Annotated in this window: 19 protein-coding genes; 13 read left to right on the forward strand and 6 right to left on the reverse strand. The window is 51.3% G+C overall.

Annotated elements, in window-relative coordinates; all coding sequences use genetic code 11:
- The first annotated feature begins 10 nt into the window (after window positions 1–10).
- The 5 genes from M5M_RS02830 (at window position 11) to M5M_RS02845 (ending at window position 1,839) form a co-directional block, all read left to right on the forward strand.
- The gene (locus M5M_RS02830; protein WP_015045957.1) at window positions 11–664 is read left to right on the forward strand and encodes a methyltransferase family protein; all 654 of its coding nucleotides are present in this window, start codon (window positions 11–13) and stop codon (window positions 662–664) included.
- Between the two features lie 10 nt (window positions 665–674).
- Complete coding sequence (locus M5M_RS20575; RefSeq protein WP_244431052.1) at window positions 675–869, forward strand: hypothetical protein; 195 nt, start codon at window positions 675–677, stop codon at window positions 867–869.
- Window positions 866–1,000, forward strand: a complete 135-nt coding sequence (locus tag M5M_RS20925) for a hypothetical protein (RefSeq protein WP_276324569.1) — start codon at window positions 866–868, stop codon at window positions 998–1,000. The genes M5M_RS20575 and M5M_RS20925 overlap by 4 nt, the downstream gene beginning before the upstream one ends.
- 175 nt (window positions 1,001–1,175) lie before the next feature.
- Window positions 1,176–1,541, forward strand: coding sequence for a hypothetical protein (locus tag M5M_RS02840; protein ID WP_015045958.1), 366 nt, complete (start codon window positions 1,176–1,178; stop codon window positions 1,539–1,541).
- A gap of 46 nt (window positions 1,542–1,587) precedes the next feature.
- On the forward strand, window positions 1,588–1,839 hold the full coding sequence (locus M5M_RS02845; protein WP_015045959.1) for a DUF5676 family membrane protein: 252 nt from the start codon (window positions 1,588–1,590) through the stop codon (window positions 1,837–1,839).
- A 182-nt stretch (window positions 1,840–2,021) separates the two neighbouring features.
- On the opposite strand, the gene M5M_RS02850 is transcribed toward M5M_RS02845, so the two are convergent.
- The 5 genes from M5M_RS02850 to M5M_RS02870 are packed head-to-tail and all read right to left on the reverse strand — an operon-like array spanning window position 2,022 to window position 6,178.
- Window positions 2,022–2,486, reverse strand: a complete 465-nt coding sequence (locus tag M5M_RS02850) for a YybH family protein (RefSeq protein WP_015045960.1) — start codon at window positions 2,484–2,486, stop codon at window positions 2,022–2,024.
- Between the two features lie 24 nt (window positions 2,487–2,510).
- The gene (locus M5M_RS02855) at window positions 2,511–3,101 is read right to left on the reverse strand and encodes a c-type cytochrome (RefSeq protein ID WP_015045961.1); all 591 of its coding nucleotides are present in this window, start codon (window positions 3,099–3,101) and stop codon (window positions 2,511–2,513) included.
- A gap of 23 nt (window positions 3,102–3,124) precedes the next feature.
- Window positions 3,125–3,424: a hypothetical protein gene (locus tag M5M_RS02860; protein ID WP_015045962.1), complete on the reverse strand. Its 300-nt coding sequence runs from the start codon at window positions 3,422–3,424 to the stop codon at window positions 3,125–3,127.
- A gap of 55 nt (window positions 3,425–3,479) precedes the next feature.
- The gene (locus M5M_RS02865; protein WP_015045963.1) at window positions 3,480–4,343 is read right to left on the reverse strand and encodes a copper resistance protein B; all 864 of its coding nucleotides are present in this window, start codon (window positions 4,341–4,343) and stop codon (window positions 3,480–3,482) included.
- On the reverse strand, window positions 4,340–6,178 hold the full coding sequence (locus M5M_RS02870) for a copper resistance system multicopper oxidase (RefSeq protein WP_015045964.1): 1,839 nt from the start codon (window positions 6,176–6,178) through the stop codon (window positions 4,340–4,342). Before M5M_RS02870 ends, M5M_RS02865 begins: the two co-directional genes overlap by 4 nt.
- A 210-nt stretch (window positions 6,179–6,388) precedes the next feature.
- Here M5M_RS02870 and M5M_RS02875 point away from each other — a divergent pair, with 210 nt between their 5' ends.
- Window positions 6,389–7,066: a heavy metal response regulator transcription factor gene (locus M5M_RS02875; RefSeq protein WP_015045965.1), complete on the forward strand. Its 678-nt coding sequence runs from the start codon at window positions 6,389–6,391 to the stop codon at window positions 7,064–7,066.
- A 4-nt stretch (window positions 7,067–7,070) separates the two neighbouring features.
- Window positions 7,071–8,486 (forward strand): heavy metal sensor histidine kinase, encoded by a 1,416-nt coding sequence (locus M5M_RS02880; RefSeq protein WP_015045966.1) that lies wholly within the window; start codon window positions 7,071–7,073, stop codon window positions 8,484–8,486.
- A gap of 257 nt (window positions 8,487–8,743) precedes the next feature.
- Here the strand turns inward: M5M_RS02880 and M5M_RS02885 are convergent, their stop codons facing one another.
- Window positions 8,744–9,211, reverse strand: coding sequence for a MerR family transcriptional regulator (locus M5M_RS02885; RefSeq protein ID WP_015045967.1), 468 nt, complete (start codon window positions 9,209–9,211; stop codon window positions 8,744–8,746).
- Window positions 9,212–9,278: 67 nt separating this feature from the next.
- On the opposite strand from M5M_RS02885, the gene M5M_RS02890 reads away from it, so the two are divergent.
- From M5M_RS02890 to M5M_RS20580, 6 genes are all read left to right on the forward strand, one after another.
- Window positions 9,279–9,914, forward strand: a complete 636-nt coding sequence (locus tag M5M_RS02890) for a cation efflux transmembrane domain-containing protein (RefSeq protein ID WP_016389190.1) — start codon at window positions 9,279–9,281, stop codon at window positions 9,912–9,914.
- A gap of 123 nt (window positions 9,915–10,037) precedes the next feature.
- The gene (locus M5M_RS02895) at window positions 10,038–10,397 is read left to right on the forward strand and encodes a hypothetical protein (protein ID WP_015045969.1); all 360 of its coding nucleotides are present in this window, start codon (window positions 10,038–10,040) and stop codon (window positions 10,395–10,397) included.
- Window positions 10,398–10,481: 84 nt separating this feature from the next.
- Window positions 10,482–11,822 carry a TolC family protein gene (locus M5M_RS02900; protein ID WP_016389191.1) on the forward strand — a complete coding sequence of 447 codons (1,341 nt, stop codon included), beginning with the start codon at window positions 10,482–10,484 and terminating at the stop codon, window positions 11,820–11,822.
- Entirely contained in the window at window positions 11,819–12,760 is a 942-nt protein-coding gene (locus M5M_RS02905; RefSeq protein WP_015045971.1) for an efflux RND transporter periplasmic adaptor subunit, read from the forward strand. Before M5M_RS02900 ends, M5M_RS02905 begins: the two co-directional genes overlap by 4 nt.
- 83 nt (window positions 12,761–12,843) lie before the next feature.
- The gene (locus M5M_RS02910; protein WP_015045972.1) at window positions 12,844–15,984 is read left to right on the forward strand and encodes an efflux RND transporter permease subunit; all 3,141 of its coding nucleotides are present in this window, start codon (window positions 12,844–12,846) and stop codon (window positions 15,982–15,984) included.
- 76 nt (window positions 15,985–16,060) lie between these two features.
- Complete coding sequence (locus M5M_RS20580) at window positions 16,061–16,237, forward strand: nitrogen regulatory protein P-II (protein ID WP_015045973.1); 177 nt, start codon at window positions 16,061–16,063, stop codon at window positions 16,235–16,237.
- Window positions 16,238–16,252 lie beyond the last annotated feature (15 nt).

Here is a 16,252-nt window from a genome sequence, read left to right on the forward strand (position 1 = left end):
AGGGCGACAAATGCACGGTGATTCAGCTTATGGTCTCTGGACTCTGGTGATACTGAATTCGGCAATATTTATTTTCTTTGCGTTCAGTTTTGCCAAGCCACAAACCAAAACCGACTGGCGCAGTTTTGGGGCTTTCTCAGCCTTTATTATTGCGCTCTTTACCGAGATGTATGGATTTCCGCTAACGATATATTTTCTGTCTGGATGGCTGGTGGAAAAGTACCCTGGTGTGGACTTCCTCTCCCATGAAAATGGCCATTTACTGCACACCATGCTCGGTTTTGAAGGTGATCCGCACTTTGATCCACTGCATATTGCCAGCAATGTCCTGATCGTGCTCGGCTTCTTTCTGCTCGCGGCGGCGTGGAACGTGCTGCACAAAGCGCATCAAACTCACTCCCTGGCGACCACTGGTTGGTATGCCCGCTGCCGACATCCTCAGTACATTGCTTTTATCATGATTATGTTTGGCTTTCTATTGCAGTGGCCGACGCTGCCGACATTGGTCATGTTTCCCATATTGGTCGTTGTCTATGTGCGACTGGCCAATCGTGAAGAGCGTATGGCGATTGAGGAATTTGGCGATATGTATCTTCGCTATATGGAATCGACCCCTGGGTGGATACCAAAATTTGCTACCGAAAAAACCATTTCAAACTATTGAGGATATACCAATGAAACGTAATTCTATGAGAACCCTGATTTCCGCCGTCGTTATTGCTACGGCAATCGCTTCACCGGTATTTGCAGAAAATTCCCATGATCACGGTGATAAAAACCAAGGCGCTAGCAGCGGCATGATGATGGGGAAGATGAATCATGAGCAGATTATGCCGATGCATGATCATATGAAAAAATGCATACTATGATGGCAGAAATAAAAGCCGAAACCGATCCTGAGAAGCGACAAAAATTAATGGATGAACATATGCAGGCTATGCAGGACGGTATGAAGATGATGAACAAAGGTATGCGGATAAAATGGAAGAAATGGACATGATGAAACGCATGGAGATGATGGAAGGGTGCATGGGTATGATGCAAATGATGATGGGGCAAATGATGGATCATCAGTCTGAAGCCAAAAAATCTCGCGTGCATAAGCACAAAAAATAGAATTTTGAGTGGCGGAATAGGTTTTACAAAAATTGTAATTTATATGAAGGAGGCAAACGATGAGTAAAAAAGAGCACCGTTTAGGCGTGTCCGAAGTTAACCTCGTGGTTCGCCATTTGAAGATCGACTCTGGAGGTGTTGGCAATATCCAAGAGGCGATAGGCGAAATCGATACGTTGTACGGTCTGGACGGGGTGTCATTCGACGAAAAATCGCAGGTCTTGAATCTTGCCTACGATGCATCGCGGCTTTGCTTGGATGGTATAGAAGACGTATTAGCTAAGCATCACATCGGCGTCGGTCACGATTGGTGGACGCAATTTAAAGAAGATTATTACAAGTTTGTCGATGGAAATGTGAAAGATAACGTGAGTCACGAGGCGTGGAGTTGTCATCAATCACCAATTCCAAAAAAACGTAGGTAGGTCGGTTTATAATAATGAATTGAGTTATGATAGAGAGGATGTTTTTATGAGGCTTAATGAGACTAAATTTGGCATCGCATGGGCTATCAGTGCGTCTGTTTTTTGGATTATATGCAGCGCATTGGTATGGGCAATGCCGAATATGATGATTTCCATGTCTGGTGATATGTTACACATGCAATTACAGGGTATGGGTTGGCACCTTTCTCTCGCTGGTGTGTTACTGGGTTTGGTTGCCTGGGTAGCGGTGGCAGGTTTATTTGGATGGTTGCTTGCGCTGGTTTACAATCGTCTTTAATTCTACGATGTATCATCTGGGTCTGGTTGTTTCGCATTGTTATGAAGCTGATAGAAGAGAGGGAATGCAGGCGAGGGCAGAGCACCCTTGCTTGCAAGTCCCTGTAGATAGCAGCTGGTTTAGGCTGTCGGGTGCACTCGAAATACTTTTCTCATATTTCAGGAATTGCTGAGTAAAGTCGATCAATTAGACCAGTGGATATGTTTTATCTGCCAGTTTCCACCTTTGTTTTCTAACACCATTGTTTCCATTCCCTCATGCTCACGGGGCTTATCCTTGTAGACACCCTTGGTGTGGCTGCGCGACATGGACACCGCGCTGTTACCGCTGATAATGACCTGGTGTTCGAGGGTTTGGGTTTCCATGTGCTTGAGATATTTCATATCTGCCTGCATGTGATGGTGGGCATATTCATCCGCGCTGCGTTCTACTCGCCCACCTTCGAATATGATGACATCGTCTGCCAGCAGGGATCTCGCTGTTTTTGTATCACCACTTTTCAATGCCTTATGGAAAAGGGTTACGACTTTCCCTGGGGCTGACTCTGTGCCTGTCATTGGCCCTGCGGTTTTCGGGCCGTTGTTGTCTGCGAATACGGGGAAGGCGAACAGGGCTAAGGCCATGGCTGCCAGTTGTATTTTCTTCATTGAATTATTCTCCTTATCATTGGTTCAATGGTGGTGAGACTGATCGTCGGATCGTGCCGTTAAAATCTGATATTGCTGTGCGGACAGACTGGGTAGGCGCTGAAGAAAAGCCACCATATTCCATATTCGCTGGTCATCATGCGTCGGCCCCCAGGCTGGCATGCCAGACGCTTTGATACCGTGTTTGATGATCCAGAATTGGCGTTTTATTGCCGCCGCACTTGCATACTCATCATCAGCCTGATCTGCGGCCTGTTGACGGGGATGCAGGGATTCAGTGATCGTGAGATTCGGTGGGACGGGGTATAGGCCGAGCGTGAAATCGCTGCTTTCTTTACCAGGTTTCAGGTGGCAGCCAGCACACATATCATTGTAATCTGCGCCGCCTGCCAACAAGCGATCTGACGTATTCAAATCACCAGGTATCTGGATGTCTGTTGCCGATCTTTCAATGGAACGCTCGCGCAGGGTTTCCAATAGCCAATAGGTGAGCTGATTATGTGGCACGTCTGCGCCCATGGGATAAGAACCCGAATAGATAAATAGCCCACCGCCGATAAGCGTTGTCACAACGATGATAAGAAAGCTTTTTAAAAATGCAGTGGGCGTTGGCATAGACGAGATCCTATTTGGCGGACTTAGTGTTGGTGGCCGGAATGTTCATCGGTTTTGGGTTGCGAATCAGACGCATCACCCGTGTTGCCATCCAGGCTCTTGTGAGGGTTGTCCTTTTTGTGCATGTCCTGCATGCACTGCTTCATCATTGCCTGCATTACGGGATCTTTCATGTCCATTTTGCTGTGATCCATATTTTGCATGGCGGCACAGTCGGGTTTCTCTGCATCCTTCATATGTTCTTTCGGGTCGTGGGCCTGCGCCGTCACGGTGAGTCCTAATCCAGCGATAGCGATCAGGGAAATTGCGAGTTGCTTTTTCATTTCAGTCTTCCTTTCGGATTGATAATTTGGCTTGAATTCTTGAACTACACCAGGGTCAGAACCAGAATCTCAAGCCAGCCACAAACTGGGTGTCGGCAGGTTTTTTGCCGCCCACACGCCGGTAATCTGCTGTACCACCATAGGTATTGGTCCACTCAACGCCAATATAGGGCGCCAGCTGCCGGTTAAACTCGTAACGAAGGCGCACTCCGAGTGCGAGGTCCGATAGCCCGGAACCCAGGCGATTCTCCGGATCCGCCTGGCTGTAGGCGTTGAGTTCTGCGCGGGGCTGAAGGATCAGCCGTTGAGTGAGTAATAATTCGTACTCGGCCTGGGCAGATAGAGCGGCCCGACCGTTATTGCCAATATAGGCTGCCACATCGAGTTCGAACCAATAGGGCGCCAGCCCTTGTACGCCGAGCGCCAACCACTCCCGGTTTGTGCCTTCGTCATATTGATCCAATCGGACACCGAGCTGGGTATCAAAATACGCACTGATTGCATGCCCCCACAGCAAATCGGTTGAGCTTTCTTCAAAAGCCCCGGAAACGATATCGCCTTCGGCCTTGATCACCAAGCGATCATAGGTGGTGCCATACCAGCCTTGCAGATCGTAAACGGTGGCTTGACTCTGCGCCTGATACTCAAGCCGATCACCGAGCACCGACCAGAAGCTGTGTTCATCGGCGAGCTTTAATTGCCGTGGCCCTGGTTGCGCGTAGGGGCCTTCAGTCAAGGTGTAGCCGTCCGCGTAAGCATGCGGATCTCTCGCATCGGCCGGTGCACTGCCGCCTTGCGCGTTCATATTACTGTGATCCATCTGCGCCATCGCTGCGTCCGCGAAGGCGAAACTTGCGCACAGTAATAGGGCGTTCAGTGGCACCCGGATTGATGGCAAATCGACGTTAACCAGCTTCATGACACCACCACCTCGCGGAACATGCCCGCGTCCATGTGAAACAGTAAGTGGCAGTGCCACGCCCATCGGCCCAGATCATGGGGGGTGGTCAGGTAGCTGATGCGCTGCGCCGGTTGCACCGGAATGGTATGGCGACGTACCCGGAGCTCGCCCTGATCGGTCTCAAGTTCGCTCCACATCCCATGCAGATGCATGGGGTGCGTCATCATGGTGTCGTTTTGTAAAATAATCCGGATGCGTTGGTTGTGTGGTAGGGAGACCGGTGTACTTTTGCCAAACTCCAAGCCATCGATCGACCAGCTGTAACGCTCCATATTGCCAGTGAGGTGAAGCTCGACTTCCCTTGACGGTTCACGATCATCTTCGAGAATGCCTGCAACGGATTTAAGATCCGCCAGGGTCAGGACGCGGTGCCCTTTGGGGCGCAGCCCTTTCTCACTTAAGTCACGCAGGCCAATTCCCGGGTCGTTCAGTCGGGTGCTGGGCATATCCACCCGCATGTCTACTGAAGGGCCATACTCTGAGCTCGCATGGCGAACGGTGGAGGAGGGCTTGGCGAGCGCGCCAGGCATCGCGTGACCGCTGTGCTGGCTATGATCCATGGACATGCCACCGTGCATGTGGCTAGTGTGCTTACCGCTCATATCCATGTTACCCATGTCCATCCCACTGTGATCCATGCCATCGTGGTTAATGGCGCCCATCATATCTGCCATGGTCAACCACTCAACCGGGTCGAGTGTTGGCAGGGGGGCCGTCAACCCCTGGTGTGTGGCCAGTGTGCCGCGAGCGTAACCACTGCGGTCCATGCTCTGCGCAAAAACGGTGTAGGCATCATCTTTGGGCTCTACCAACACGTCATAGGTTTCGCCAGGACCAAAGCGGAATTCGTCAATCGCGACGGGTTCAACGTCCTGGCCGTCGGCCTGAATCACGGTCATTCTGAGGCCCGGGATCCGCACATCATAAAAGCTGTTACTGGCGGCATTGATGAATCGCAACCGCACCCGATCGCCTGCCTTATACAGGCCGGTCCAGTTGCCTGCCGGCGCTGTGCCATTCATCAAATAGGTCATGGTTGCCGCCGACAGATCCGCAAGATCGGTTGGGTTCATGCGCATTTGATTCCACATCTGGCGCTTTTCAAGCGCGGCGGCAAAACCCGTGTTTGATACGTCCTGTGCAAAATCAAAGAAGGTGGGCTGGTTAAAATTGTAAATATCGCTCTGTACCTTGAGCTTGCGGAATGCCCGCATGGGGTCTTCATCGGTCCAATCAGACAGCTGGATCACATGATCCTGATCGGCAGGGTGTCGCTCAACTGCGCGTGGCTCGACAATCAATGCACCGTACATCCCGGTCATTTCCTGGAAGCCCGAATGGCTGTGATACCAATAGGTGCCACTTTGGCGGAGCTTGAAGCGGTAGACAAAGGTCTCACCGGGGGCGATGCCCTTGAAGCTGATGCCGGGTACGCCGTCCATCTGGTAGGGCAAAAGAATACCGTGCCAGTGGATGGAGGTGGGCACTGAGAGGCGATTGGAGACTCGAATGGTGACCTCATCGCCCTCACGCAGGCGCAGGGTAGGGGCGGGAATCGAACCGTTAATGGTCGTGGCCATCCGTTGCGCGCCGGTAAAGTTGACCGGTGACTCGGCGACAACGAGGTCAATCACCTTGCCGCTGAGAACGGGGGCCGCCCCTTGGCGAGAAAGGCCACCGACGCCGGCGTTTAACCACGCAGGTGTGGCCGCGAGCACACCACCAACGGCTAAACCCTGCACAAAGCGGCGCCGGGAAATGTTAGGTGGGATAATTTGACTACGGCTCCTCATGGATGGATTTCTCCTGACTAAGATAGGGGCTTGCCTGAAATAGATCTTCCAGATGTCTGGATTGGCTAATTTGTTGGTAAAGAGTAGCGTTAGCCGCCTGTCAGCAGCATGACTTCAACATGACAAAGTTGTAATCTTTATGTCATCTGTTTGATTGCAGTGCTTAAGTATCATGAATTACACCAAGGTACCGGAATAGGGCAAAGTGCCATGCGCTTGTTAGTGGTTGAAGATGAAGTGAAAACCGGTGACTACCTGAAGCAGGGCCTGACGGAGGCAGGCTTCATGGTAACACTGGTACGCAATGGGCTTGATGGCCATCATCTGGCCATGACGGAGTCCTACGATTTGTTGGTGCTTGATGTCATGCTACCGGATGTTACCGGGTGGCGCATCCTGCAATCGATCAGGGAAGCCGGCCATCAAACCCCGGTGCTTTTCCTCACTGCCCGCGACAGCATCGATGACCGCGTCAAAGGCTTAGAGCTGGGCGCAGATGACTATCTGGTTAAGCCGTTTGCCTTTGCAGAATTACTGGCGCGGGTACGCACATTGCTTCGCCGGGGGGCTACTCCAGCATTGACGGATCAGATTAAAGTGGCCGATTTAACTCTTGATCTGCACCGCCACCGAGCGGTTCGGGCCGGCCAGAAAATCAACCTCAGCCACAAAGAATTTTGCTTGTTAGAACTGCTGGTTCGCCGACAAGGTGAGGTGCTGCCGCGTTCGCTGATTGCCTCGCAGGTGTGGGATATGAATTTTGACTCAGACACCAATGTCATCGATGTGGCCATTCGCCGTTTAAGAAGCAAGGTGGATGAGGGATTTCAATCCAAGCTGATCCACACCGTACGTGGAATGGGTTACAAGCTTGACGTTGAGGAGTAATCGCGTGTCGCCGCATGATTCCCTCATCCGTAATTTGTCACTCAAAAATCGGGTGATGGTGTTTGTCGCAATGGTTATTGTCATCAGTTTTATTGCGGTCGGGCAGTTAGTCCTGCATGCCGTTGATCAACATTTTATTGAGCAGGATGTCGAAGAGCTGGTTGTAATTACCCAAGCTGTTGCAAAAAAATTGGAGCTTGAGTTTGACTCAACTGGAGATACAGACCATTCGCTTGCCCATGCCATTACAGGGCATCACGGTGTCTATTATCAGATTTGGAGCGAGTCTGGTAAATTGATCTTTCGTTCACCCGAGATCTCACTGCCTGAATCCCTCGCGCACGATCCTGTTTTCAGGAAAATTCGACCCCAAAACGTGGCAACGTGGGTGATCGGTCAGACCACTTACCGTGGTGCGATAAGCCTTGTCGATATCAATGGTAAAATGTATCGAATCGCGTCTGCTATCTCGATGGAATCTCACATGATATTTCTGAGAGATTTCAAGCGCAATCTTTCGCTGATATTAACGATGACAGGCTTGTTAACCCTGTTTGCCGCTTGGCTTGGTGTTCACCGCGGGCATGCACCATTACGCCTATTGAGTGAATCCATTCGTTCCATCAAGGCAGACCAGCTTGATTTTCGGCTTGAAACCACAACGCTGGCGCCGGAATTGAAACCGCTGGCCGACGCCTTTAACCAAATGATCAGTCGACTCGAAGACAGTTTTTCTCGTCTTTCTCATTTTTCAGCGGATATAGCGCATGAACTCCGTACGCCTTTAAGTAATCTTGCAACTCAAACACAGGTTGGACTGGGACGGGCGCGTTCATCTGAAGAATACCGGGAAATTTTGTACTCCAATCTGGAGGAGCAGGAACGATTGACGAAAATGGTCAATGATATGCTGCTGCTTGCCCAGAGTGAAAATGGATTGTTGAAATACACGTGGGAAACTATTGAGCTGATGGAGCAGGTGCAGGCAGCGGTAGAGTTTTTTCAAGCACTAGCTGATGAATGTAATGTGAAGATATCTGTGCAGGGTGAGAAGACCTCTATTTTGGCGGACAAATCAATGTTGAGGCGTGTGATTTCTAATCTGCTGTCAAACGCAATCCGATACACCCCGGAAAATCAGACGATTGACATAGCCGTCAGGAGCGAAGGTGGGCTTGCTAGGATGACCATTGCTAACCCGGGCTTACCCATTGCGCCGGAACATTTGCCGAAACTATTTGATCGATTCTATCGGATTGACCCATCGCGACAGCGCCATAGCGATGGCGCGGGATTGGGCTTGGCTATTGTGAAGTCGATCGTCGAGGCGCATGACGGTACCATTAGCGCCTCTAGTGAATGCGGTTATACGATTTTTACTGTGCTATTGCCTACCAATTCTTTGGCCATTGACCGATAAAGACGAACGAATCCTGCTACATATACGAATATTTCAGATGTCCAAAGTATTTTGGTGCCGGGTCCTCTGCATTCGTGTTTAGAATAGATTGTCTTCGACATAATTATCTTCTTCCATGCAATCCTGAATGACTGCAAAATAACTCTGCAAACGCACAGATATAGCGATTTGAGCTTTTTCCGAAAAGTGAATACTGGGTGCGATGGATGATGCCTGCCACCGGCATCAAACTTCTATTCAGACGTATTTAAACCACTTCAAACGATACTTTGCAACGCCCGCACATGATGTCCAGACCGGCTTTCCCCCAAACATTGGTTCGTTCTTTCACTTTCTTCACGTCCACTGAGCGAACGCACGATACGACACTCGGACACCGTATCGTAGCGACAGCACTGTGCCAACTCATTCAGGCTTTCTTCCAGGCGCATCAGCTCCTGAATGGTACTGCGAATTTTTTCCAGCTGATCTCGGATAATTTGATCAATTTCAGCGCATGGCGCTTGCTTATCCATTTGCAGCCTAACCAGCACCTTGAGCTCATCCAGCGGAATTTGCAATTCGCGACAGCGACGAATAAACACCATGCGCTCGACATCCCTTTCGCCGTAGTCGCGGTAACCATTTGGGCTCCGGTGTGCTTCCGGCAGCAGGCCTATATCCTCGTAGTAGCGGATGGTTTTGCTGGCCATCCCGGTGCGTTTGGCCAGTTCATTAATCTTCATAGGGTTTGACCTTCCAGTAGGTTGAAGGTTTAGTATAACAGCCTTCAATTTGGAAGCGACCCTTTGTATGTCTGAGTGCTGTGCCGCCGAAGCGAGAAACTGCCAGGAACGTATCCTTCTTTGGATCGTTCTATTATTGAATGCAGTGATGTTTGTTGTCGAATTCGCTGCTGGCTGGCTGGCGCGTTCAAGCGGTTTAATGGCCGATTCCCTGGACATGCTGGCTGATGTGCTCGTGTACTCGGTGAGTCTGTATGCAGTCGGTAAAGCCCTTGCCCAGAAAGCCAAAGCCGCCCTGCTGAATGGGAGCTTGCAAATGCTATTGGGCATCGGTGTGTTTCTGCACATTGGCTGGCGAATCGGGGAGGGAAGTACACCCCAAACGGATATCATGGGCTGGATCGCTGCGCTGGCGTTGGTTGTGAACACGGCCTGCTTTGCGCTTCTGTATCGGTACCGAAGTGGTGATGTTAATATGCGCGCAAGCTGGCTGTGTTCGCGCAATGATATGTTAGCCAATGTGGGTGTGTTGGTTGCTGCCTGGCTGGTGGAGGCTTGTTCGTCCGCGTGGCCGGATTATGTGATAGCGGCGCTTATCGCTGGGGTTGTCGTGCATTCCTCCTCCGGTATATTGATTCAGGCGAAAAAGAGTTTGAAAGAAGGAACTGAGATGAAAGCTGACGGCTGTTGTGATGTGAAGTAAACATTTAAGCCTATGGTGCTAAGGGGTAACGATTGACTACACCACTTTGGAAGTTTACTGTAATCTAATAGTCTATCGAGACTTGTATTTGAATCCTTTTGCAATAAGAAGTCAGCCCGACCCATGATGATCCGCCACGCCATTACATACCTGATGATCGCCCTGCTTGCGGTGCAGTCGGTGGTGGCCTCGGCGGATGCGCACCAATTACATCAATCGGGTACTGAACATCTAACATTTGACCACGAACAAGAACCGACTCATAACCCCGAGACAGACCAAGAAATTAAATCAAGTGCTACATTGGGTAGCATTTCCTTTGATTGCCACCATTGTTGCCATTGTCATGGGCATGGCGCCATGATTTTTGCAGAATCTGAATTACACTTGGTTGCCTTGTTTTTAGGAAATGGACCTGTCAGCTATAACGCCATCTACACCTTGGGTATCCCCCCCTCGCTGTACCGCCCTCCCATCGCCTGATTTTACTGATTAAGTCTTTCCTCGTGTTGCGGTTTTTTCTGCAACGCTCGGCTTGAATTACCTTAAATAAGTAGGATCTACCACATGTTACCAATATGTACTGCGCTTCGTTTAAGCGCATGGGATCGGCGGAATATCAGAAACCGCTGTTTTCTGTTCAGTTTACTATTATTTATTTTTTCTTCGGGGCTTAACGCCGCACCTGGGGACTCAACGATCACGCTGGCCCATGCGGTGCAGCGTTCTTTGTCACAAAACCCGTCTCTTCAAATTTTTCCCTACCGCTATGACGCACTTCAAGGGCTGGCAGAAACGGCCCAGTTGCGGCCAGCCTATGAAGTGGGCTTTGACGCAGAAAATGTCGGAGGCAGCGGGGATTTCACGGGCGTCAGTGGTGCCGAGCTAACCGTTGCTCTGTCTTCGGTAATCGAAATGGGGGATAAGCGCTTGGCTCGGCAGGGTGTGGTATCTCACCGTCGGTCACTTCTCGACGCCCATCGACAAGTGGAATCCCTGGCCCTGTTAGGTGAAGTCACACGCCGCTACGTTGATGTGCTCGCAGCACAGGCGCAGGTTGAACTGGCAAAAGAAGCTGCCCAGCTGGGAAACGAAAGCTTACGCATTGTGCAAAAGCGGGCTGCTGCAGGAGCCACGCCCGAGGCTGAAGTGAAACGTGCGCAGGCCGCTGCTGAGCAAGCAAAGCTCGCTTTATTCGCGGAGCAACAACGACTTACTTATTTGAAAGTGGCATTGTCTGCCCTCTGGGGATCGACCAATCCAGAGTTTGACAAAGTGGAAGGGGATCTATTCCAGTTCGGCGAGGATGTTGCTTTTGAAAGGTTGTATGCAAAAGTGGAAAAGAATCCAGCGATACAAATTTTTGCGGCTCAGTCCCGCCTGAAAGACGCTGAATTACGCCTTGCAAAAACCCAATCCAGCGCCGACATCAGTTGGTCGGTGGGCGTTCGTCGAATGCAGGAAACAGATGACACCGCTCTGGTTGCTGGCTTCAGTATGCCGCTGTTTTCAGCTAAGCGAAATGCCGGCGCCGTTTCCACCGCATTGGCTGAGAAAAATCAGGTGTTAGCAGAGCGTGAGGTGATGTTACTCGATTTGCACACGCAACTGTTTCGAGCTTTTCACAACCGCAAGCAAGCCATTGTTGCGGTAAAAGCCCTGCGTACCGCCATCATCCCAGCCCTTGAACAGGCACTGGTTGAAACTCAAGCGGCGTATCAGCGAGGCCGGTACGGGTACCTCGATTATGTCAGTGCACGGCAGGAGCTATTGAGCGCCAGACGCACTCAGATCGAAGCAGCCGCAGCCGCCTTAACCTATGGCGCAGAAATTGAGCAGCTGACAGCAGAGCCTCTGGCCCTGACCCAGTATGGGGAAGACGACACATTTTCAGGATTACCACAATGAACTCCAAAACGCATATTAAAAAATCCATCACCCATCTTCTTATCAGTTACTTAGCGATCGCACTGCTGTCTGTACAAACCTTTGCAGAGACTGGCCACGAAGAAGAGACAGAGCACGACGAAGAAGGCCACATAGAACTGACACAGGAACAGATGCTGCATGCTGGTATTACGCTGACAACCGCTACCTCGGGGACTATCCGCGATGTCTTACCGGTGTATGGCGTCGTGGCTACCAACGCAGAGCGCGAACAGTCGGTGACAGCACGCTTCGATGGCATTATTCGGGAAGTCAAAAAAAGTACGGGTGATACGATTCGTAAAGGCGAAACCTTGCTGACCGTAGAAGCGAATGAAAGCCTGAAAACCTATTCGATAACGTCCGCACTCGATGGTGTCGTTACTCAGCGTAATGCGAACGTTGGCGAGCAAACTACCGATACACCATTGTTAGTTATTCAGGATCTCTCAACGGTTTGGGTGGAACTGTCGGTTTTCCCCAAAGATGTTAGTCAGGTGAGTTTAGGCCAAAAAGTTCGCGTGCTCAGTCTCGACTCAACCCAAATCGCAGAAGGAGAAATTTTCTATATTGCACCACATGGCCAGGGTGGCAACCAGGCCATTACAGCTCGCGTTTTGATAGACAACCCCAGAGGCCGATGGAAACCCGGGCTGTTTGTCAATGCGCAAATCACCCGTGATGAAGTCCCCGCTCCGGTAGTGATCCGTAACGAGGCCCTGCAGATCGTGGAAGATAACCCCGTCGTGTTTGTTCAGGGTGAGGAGGGTTTTGAACCACGTGCGGTGACGCTCGGACGTACCGACGGCGAATTGAGCGAAGTCTTGTCTGGCCTGGCTGTTGATGAAGTGTATGTCAGCAAAAACAGCTTTGTCCTGAAATCAGAATTGGGCAAGGAGGATGCTGAACATGGACACTAATCAATCTTTAATCGCTCTAACTAGGGTAACGGACAGATCCTTCCCACTGCACGGGTCTCATGAACTCAACTCGGGAGTTCATCATGATTGATAAACTGATTCAATTTTCCATCGCCCGGCGTTGGGTTGTGATGTTTCTGGTGCTAGTCGTTGGCGCCTTAGGCGTCTGGAACTATCAGCATTTACCCATCGACGCGGTGCCCGACATCACCAACGTCCAGGTACAAATTAACACCGAAGCGCCTGGTTATTCGCCACTGGAAGTGGAGCAACGCGTCACCTATCTGGTGGAATTAGCCATCACTGGGCTGCCCCACGTGGAAAGTACCCGATCCCTGTCCCGCTATGCACTCTCGCAGGTGACAGTGGTGTTTGAAAAAGGCACGGACATCTATTTTGCCCGCAACCTGATCAATGAGCGACTGCAACAGGCCAAGAGTGAAATGCCTGCCGGTATCGAACCGGTGATGGGACCAGTAGCAACGGGGCTTGGTGAAATATTTCACTATGCAGTTCATGCCAAACCAGACGCACTGCAGGCCAGCGGAGAGCCGTATGATGCTACTGCGCTACGGACCTTGCAGGATTGGGTAATCCGGCCACAGTTGCGCTTAGTCCCGGGCGTCACTGAGGTTAACACCATTGGAGGCTTTGAACGGCAGTTTCACATTACGCCGGAACCGTCAAAGCTGTTGGCCTACCAGCTCAGCTTTGATGACCTGGTGGCAGCACTGGAGAAGAATAATGCCAATGTGGGAGCGGGCTATATTGAAAAAAATGGCGAACAATACCTGATCCGTGCTCCTGGACAGGTGGCTGACATTCCCGCAATTGAAAAAATCATCGTCGCTCTTCGGGCGGGGGTGCCAATCACGGTTGCCGATGTGGCTGGAGTAGGGTTCGGCAAAGAATTGCGAACGGGGGCCGCAACCCTCGATGGTGAGGAAACGGTATTGGGTACCGCCGTCATGCTGCTGGGCGGTAATAGCCGAACGGTGTCTGAGGCCGTATCGGCCAAACTGAAGGAAATCAACCAAACACTGCCTGAGGGCGTCATCGCTGAACCCGTTTACAACCGCACGGTACTGGTCGATAAAACCATCGCGACCGTACAGGCTAATCTGGCCGAAGGTGCCATATTGGTTGTTGTAGTGCTCTTGATCATGCTTGGTAATGTCCGAGCCGCACTGCTAACAGCCATGGTGATCCCTTTATCAATGCTGATGTTAATGACAGGCATGGTGCAAACCAAGGTGAGTGCCAATCTGATGAGCTTGGGCGCGCTGGATTTCGGATTGATCGTGGATGGTGCGGTCATTATTGTCGAAAACTGCATATTGCGCCTGGCGGGGCGCCAACACCATCTTGGGCGCACCTTGAAATTGGACGAGCGCTTTCAAACGGTGTTTGCGGCGACTCGTGAGGTCTTCACCCCGAGTTTGATCAGCGTGCTGGTGGTCATTCTGGTGAATCTGCCGATTCTGGCGCTGACCGGCGTGGAGGGAAAAATGTTTACTCCCATGGCAATGGCGGTGATCATGGCGCTGTTGTCCGCATTGGTGTTGTCGCTGACCTTCGTTCCTGCGGCTGTGGCCCTCCTAATGCGTGGACACATCGAGGAGAAGGATAACCTGATCGTCCGTTCTTCCAAGCGGCTGTATTCCCCGATATTGGCCTGGGTTGTCCGGTTTCGCGTCTGGGTGCTATCCGCAGCACTAATATTTGTGTCCATCATTGGAGTACTGGCAACCCGGATGGGGACAGAATTTATTCCGAACCTGGATGAGGGCGATATTGCCGTCCAGGCGTTGCGAATTCCCGGCACCAGCCTCAGCCAATCCCTGGATATGCAATTTCGTCTGGAAAAAGCCGTGCTGGAAATGCCTGAAGTTAAAACCTTCTTCTCGCGTGTGGGAACCGCCGAAGTCGCCAGCGATCCCATGGGGCCCAATATCTCTGATGGCTATGTCATGCTGAAGGACAAAAGTGAATGGCCTGATCCCGATAAAACTAAAACCCAGCTGTTGGAAGAAATGGGTGAGAAACTTTCGTTGTTGCCTGGCAATGCCTATGAGATCAGCCAACCGATCCAGCTTCGCTTTAATGAATTGATTTCAGGTGTCAGGTCGGATTTAGGGATCAAGGTATTCGGCGATGATTTGCAGCAACTGCTGAAATCCGGAAGCGATATCGCCGCTGTACTGAACGGTATAGAGGGCGCTGAAGGCGTCAAGGTGGAACAGGTGTCGGGCTTACCCATTTTGTCAGTCGAAGCGGATCGCTCCGCCCTGTATCGCTATGGCTTGAACGTTGCCGATGTGCAGGACGTCGTCGCTGCCGCCACAGGCGGCGAAGAGGCCGGCCTTATCTTCGAGGGTGACCAACGTTTCTCGATCGTCGTGCGCTTGGCAGAACGGTTACGGGCCGACCTGAGCAGCCTGGAGCGTTTGCCCATCCCCTTACCGGACGGTGGTTATGTACCGTTGCGTGAGGTCGCCAGCCTGACGCTGGCACCCGGCCCCAATCAGATCTCCCGAGAAAACGGTAAACGCCGATTGGTGGTCAGCGCGAATGTTCGCGGTCGCGATTTGGGAGGGTTTGTGGCTGAAGTACAAGGCAAAGTGGCGCAACAGGTCAAGCTACCGCCCGGCTATTGGCTGGCATACGGCGGTACCTTTGAACAGCTTCAGTCTGCGTCACAACGGTTAAGTCTGCTGGTGCCTGTGACACTGGTGATGATCTTTGCGTTGCTGATGATGACTTTTAGCTCCGCTAAAGACGCCGCACTGGTATTCAGTGGCGTTCCTCTCGCGCTGACCGGCGGCGTCATCGCTTTGTGGCTGCGTGACATACCGCTGTCAATTACTGCCGGTGTCGGTTTTATCACCCTGTGCGGAGTATCGGTGCTGACGGGGGTTATGATGGTATCCGCTTTCCGGGACGCGCTTAATCGTGGCGAAGCCATCGAGTCAGCGATTCAGAGTGGAGCAATGCTCAGATTACGCCCGATATTGATGGTCGCTTTGGTGGCCGCGCTCGGCTTTTTGCCCATGGCACTCAACACCAGTACGGGTGCTGAAGTACAAAGGCCCTTGGCCACCGTAGTTATTGGCGGAATCATTTCTTCAACTCTACTCACATTGTTGGTGTTGCCTGGCTTGTATCGTCTTGCATGGCGAAAACCGAAAAGAATGAATGGAAATGGCGAACCGGTTGCACAATAACTGACTTGAGCGCGCGGCATGTGATTCATGCCGCGTGTCGTCTTACGTAACAGCTACACTTTATAGGAATACGCACATGAAACTAATCACAGCCTTTATTCATCATGTACGAACTTCAGACGTAATCAATGCGCTACACGATTCAGGCTACAAGAACATGGCAATGCTTGATGTCAAAGGCACCTTGAAACCCTTAGGTGAGCAAGAGCTGGCCTATACGTCTGAAACTGGCGCGGTGATTTCAGAAGTTTAACTATCATTGGCCTGC

Source organism: Simiduia agarivorans SA1 = DSM 21679 (genome assembly GCF_000305785.2).
Classification (GTDB): domain Bacteria; phylum Pseudomonadota; class Gammaproteobacteria; order Pseudomonadales; family Cellvibrionaceae; genus Simiduia; species Simiduia agarivorans.